This window comes from Petrachloros mirabilis, from assembly GCF_975968855.1.
The window spans coordinates 1-4366 of the sequence record NZ_CDLUDY010000092.1 but is presented as its reverse complement, the minus strand read 5'-3'; the positions used below and the strand labels follow the sequence as shown (position 1 = coordinate 4366).

4 protein-coding genes are annotated in these 4366 nt (G+C 54.0%); 2 read left to right on the top strand and 2 right to left on the bottom strand.

The window, feature by feature from the left end; translation table 11 throughout:
• Both hflK and hflC read left to right on the top strand, forming a co-directional pair.
• A partial coding sequence (gene hflK, locus ACWVCN_RS03845; protein ID WP_455244194.1) for an FtsH protease activity modulator HflK occupies positions 1–905 on the top strand: 905 nt, incomplete at its 5' end.
• Positions 902–1762, top strand: coding sequence for a protease modulator HflC (gene hflC, locus ACWVCN_RS03840; protein ID WP_455244193.1), 861 nt, complete (start codon positions 902–904; stop codon positions 1760–1762). The genes hflK and hflC, both read left to right, overlap by 4 nt.
• A gap of 8 nt (positions 1763–1770) precedes the next feature.
• Here hflC and ACWVCN_RS03835 read toward each other — a convergent pair whose 3' ends face one another.
• Positions 1771–3453, bottom strand: a complete 1683-nt coding sequence (locus ACWVCN_RS03835) for a formate--tetrahydrofolate ligase (RefSeq protein ID WP_455244192.1) — start codon at positions 3451–3453, stop codon at positions 1771–1773.
• Between the two features lie 146 nt (positions 3454–3599).
• Positions 3600–4366 (bottom strand): M23 family metallopeptidase (locus tag ACWVCN_RS03830; protein ID WP_455244191.1); only part of this gene is annotated, 767 nt, incomplete at its 5' end.

Here is a 4366-nt window from a genome sequence, read left to right as displayed (position 1 = left end):
TGGCGATCTTTTTGCTGTGGCAATGCGCCTTCATCGTCGGGCCCGACGAGGAAGGCGTCGTAAAACGGTTCGGCACTCCTGTCCGCACAGTCGGTCCTGGGCCTCATCTTAAAATCCCAATACTCGAAAGCGTCCTTCAACCAAAAGTGGCGAAGCTTCACCGCATCGAAGTCGGATTCCGGACGGATCGCCAGGGCCGCCAGCAAATGGTTCCCAACGAAGCATTGATGCTGACCGGCGATATGAACATCCTCGCAATCGAATTCATCATCCAATACAAGATCAAAGAAGCGATAAATTACCTCTTCAATGTCGCCGACGTGCACGAAACCATCGGCAAAGCGGCTGAGGCGGCCATGCGTGAAGTCGTCGGGAAAAGCAAGATCGACGAAGCGTTGACGACCGGCAAGGCCCAAATTCAGCAGGACACAATGACCTTGCTCCAATCCATCTTGGACCAATACCAAGCCGGTGTGCAGGTCGCAGCAGTCCAATTGCAGGACGTCGATCCGCCGGAAGCCGTCGCCGCGGCGTTCAAGGACGTCACGAACGCCAAAGAAGACCGCGAAAAGCTGATCAACCAATCGCAGGGCTATCGCAACGACATTATTCCTAAAGCCAAGGGTGAGGCAGCTCAAATCGTAAACCAAGCCAAAGGCTTCGCACAAGCAAGACTGAATCGTGCGCAAGGTGAAGCGAACCGGTTCCTCGCCACGCTGAAAGAATACAAGCAGGCCCCCGACATCATTAGCAAGCGGATCTATATCGAAACGTTGGAGGAGATCCTCCCGAATGTGGAGAAAGTGATCATCGACGGGAAGGGTGGTGAGCGGCTCCTCCCCTATCTTCCGCTCGATCGAAAAGGCCATTCGGCTCCGAAATCTGCAGAAGGACCTCAGTCATGACGAAACAAGGCCTGATTATAGCAGTGGTCATCGTGGCCATCGGCCTGTTCATCCTCGGAGCCTCACCGTTGTTTGTTGTCGACGTGACCCAAACCGCAATCGTGGTGGAACTCGGCAAGCCAAAACGAACAGTCACAGAACCAGGATTATACCTGAAAGTGCCGTTCGTGCAGGAAGTCACCTACTTTGACAAGCGCCTCTTGGATTACGACTCTGATGCGCAAGACGTGATTACACAGGACAAGAAGACGCTCCTTCTGGATAACTTCGCCAAATGGCGCATTGTTGATCCGCTCAAGGTATATCAAGCCTTTCATAGCCAGCGAGGCGCTTTGCAGCGGCTCCACGACATAATCTACTCGGAGCTTCGCGTCGAACTGGGCCGCCACGATCTTTTGGAGATTGTCTCGATGACCCGTGCGCAACTTATGCGGGTCGTCACGGAGCGGGCAAATGAAAAAGCCTCTGCCTATGGAATTGAAATCCAGGATGTACGAATCAAACGTGCCGATCTTCCCGAGCAGAACGAAAAAGCCGTATTCGCCAGGATGCAGGCAGAGCGAGAAAGACAGGCTAAACAGTACCGAGCCGAGGGAGCGGAAGAAGCACAGAAAATCAGGTCTGACGCCGAAAAGGACAAAGAAATTATCTTGGCGGAGGCCTATAAGGAGTCGGAGGAGCTTCGAGGTGCCGGTGATGCCAAGGCCTTTCGAATCTATGCGGATGCCTATCGACAGGATCCCCGCTTCTTCGAGTTCACCCGGTCGATGGAAGCCTACAAGAAGTCATTTAATGAGAAATCCACCTTGGTCATGAGTCCGGATTCCGAATTCTTCCGCTACCTCAAGAAGCGCTAACGCTTCCGCTATGACAACCCGACAATGTGCCCCGTGGCCGGATCGATATCGACACGTTCACCGGCCGGCTTCTTCGGTAAGCCCGGCATGAGCTGAATCCCCGAACAGACCGCCGTAAGGAAACAGGCGCCCGCGAGCAGGCGCACTTCTTTGACCGGAAGCGAAAATCCAGTTGGACGGCCCTTCAGCGTCGGGTCGTGAGAGAGCGACAAGGGGGTCTTGGCCATACAGATCGGCAGCTCGCCGTAGCCCAAGCGTTCAATTACCTCGATCTGTTGTTGAGCCGGATCTTCGAACGAAACGGAAGCCGCCCCATAGATTTCCAGGGCAATCGTTTCGATCTTCTTCCGGATAGGCCACCCTGCCTCGTAAAGGTGTGTGAACGCTGAAGGCAAGGCCGCCGCACGGGTGACGGCGCATGCCAGTTCCTCCGAGCCCCTTCCGCCGTCGGTATGATGGGTAGAGATGGCGGCCTCTGCTGCTCCAACTTTTTTCGCCTGCTGGCAGACCCATTCGAGTTCCGATATTGGATCGTCTTTGAAGGCATTGACCGCTACGACAACGGGAACCCCGTGAGCCTTCACGTTTTCTATGTGCTTTTCGAGATTGGCAAACCCTCGAGCAAGGGCTTCTTGGTTGGGCCCCGTGAGAGTGGCGGGCAGTGGGGTCCCTACGTTGACCATCCCTCCTCCCCCGTGAAGCTTCAGGGCTCGTAATGTCGCCACGATGACTGCTGCTGCAGGCCTGAAACCGGAGAGGCGGCACTTGATATTGAAAAACTTTTCCGCACCAAGGTCGCTGCCAAACCCTGCTTCCGTCACGACGTAGTCCGCACAGCGAAGCGCTATCTCGTCTGACAGAATGGAACAGTTTCCATGGGCAATGTTGCCGAACGGACCGGTGTGAACAAATGCTGGGGTCCCCTCAAGCGTTTGGACGAGGTTAGGAAGCAGCGCATCTTTCAGGAGTACTGCCATGGATCCCGCAACGCCGAACAACTCAGCATTCACACTCTTGCCACCCTTTGTCATTCCCACAACAATCCGTCCGAGCCGTTTTCTTAAATCACCTTGACCGGATGCCAAAGCCAAAATGGCCATCACCTCGGATGCTTCCGTAATCACAAATTGCCCGTAGCGTTTCCCTATCCCCTCTCCTAGCGTCACATGTCTCAGCATGCGATCGCTGACGCCAACGGCGCGAGGCCATGAGATTCTCGTCGGATCGACCTCTAGCGCATTCCCGTGAAATAGATGGTTATCGACAAATGCTGAAAGGAGGTTATGACTGGCAGCGACGGCATGGGCATCGCCTGTGAGATGTAGATTGATATCCTCCATCGGAATCACCTGCGCTCGGCCACCTCCCGTCCCTCCCCCTTTTATCCCGAACACGGGACCAAGAGAAGGTTGTCGAAGTGTCACAACAGCACGGTGGCCGAGACGACAGAGTCCCATCGTCAATCCAATAGCGGTAGTCGTCTTCCCCTCGCCTAACGGAGTCGGATTGATCGCCGTGACTAAGATATATCGACCTTGCGGTCTACGTTTGAGGCGCTCCAAAGCGTTGAGAGAAACTTTTCCTTTAAACCGTCCGTACGGGAGGAGTTCATCTGGAGAGAGGCCAAGTTGCTTTCCTATTTCTTGAATGGGAAGCGGCTTGCATGACCTAGCTATGTCAATATCCGTCATCAGTTCAACCGGAGCAGTTCAATAAAATTATGACTGCAGAATATATCATGCTCAGACTCCCGATGATCCGATGCTTAACAACAAAAGAGGCGCGCTACGATGTGATTCGTAGCGCGCCTCCCATGCAAACACAAATGATTTATAGTCTAGTCCAAAATAAACTTGGTGGGATCCAAAGTTTGGCCCTTTACCTTGACCATGTAGTGAAGATGGGGACCAGTGGCAAGTCCGGTGCTTCCAACGAGCCCAACGACGTCACCGCGTTTTACTCGTTGTCCTTCCTTGACCAACGCTTTAGCTAGGTGACCGTAGAGGGTCTCCATACCGTACCCGTGGTCGAGCTTCACAAGATTGCCCAGCTTTGGGTCAAATCCTACCACCGTCACGCGGCCTTGGGCCGGGGCCTGAACCGGAGCATTCGCTGCAGCTCCGATATCCAATCCGTCATGCCAAGCCGGTTTCTCCGTGAACGGGGACACTCTCGGTCCAAAACCTGATGTAACCCAACCCTTCACAGGCCATATCGACGGAGTTGCAGCCCAACGTGACGACTTTTGCTCTGCAACAGCATAAAGCTCTTGGAGGGTCTTTTCCTGCGAATCGGCTTCCTTCGTCAACCAGTCAATGCCTTCTTTTACTGCAGCGACAAGTTTCTGGTCGTCGACTGCCTCCAACTGCTGAGAATTTACTAGAGGCTCCTGCGTTCCAAGACTTGACTGCGAAGGTTTATCTGCGGTCTGTTGACTCTTATCCGTATGGATTACGGTGCTCCCTTCCGGGAGCGGAGTTTCTTCTCCACCTCGTCCATTGACTTGATCCCCGGGCTTGGGAATCTCGATTCCCAGCATAATTCGCAAACGCTGATTGACTTCATTCATACTCGTCAGGCGCTTTTTGAGGTCATCAATGGCGG